Origin of the sequence: Acinetobacter sp. (genome assembly GCF_036666595.1) — a bacterium.
Classification (GTDB): domain Bacteria; phylum Pseudomonadota; class Gammaproteobacteria; order Pseudomonadales; family Moraxellaceae; genus Acinetobacter.
Genome location: NZ_JAVWVO010000164.1, coordinates 1 through 517 on the forward strand (window position 1 = coordinate 1; position 517 = coordinate 517).

General features: G+C 42.6%; 1 protein-coding gene. It reads left to right on the forward strand.

All coding sequences use genetic code 11. The features are described 5' to 3' along the window. A partial coding sequence (locus RR876_RS17390) for an efflux RND transporter permease subunit (RefSeq protein ID WP_332637226.1) occupies positions 1-517 on the forward strand: 517 nt, incomplete at both ends.

Genomic DNA, 517 nt, shown 5'->3' on the forward strand with positions numbered 1-517 from the left:
GCTTTAATAAAACCTATGTGGTTGCCCCTGATCTGAACCGATTACAACAATTGCAAATTCCTTTGACTGATTTACAAACCGCCTTAACAGAAAATAATGAAAACCGTGGTGCTGGCTATATTGAGAAAAATGGACAACAGCTAACGGTTCGTGTTCCTGGCACTTTAAACACGATTGAAGATATCCAGAACATCAGTATTGCCAATAAAAACGGCTATCCGATTCGGGTGGCAGATGTCGCCAATGTCTCAATTGGTCATGACTTGAGAACAGGGGCTGCAACCTATAATGCCATGATGATGATGGGAGAAAATAGCCGTACCGTTGCTCAAGCCATTGATGAAAAGGTGCAATCGATCCAGCAATCGCTACCTAAAGGTGTGGTGATTGAGACTGTGTATGACCGTACGCATTTGGTTGATCGGGCGATCAAAACCGTTCAGAAAAATTTGATTGAGGGTGCAATCCTCGTCATTGTTATTTTATTTCTCTTTCTAGGTAATTTCCGTGCTGCGCT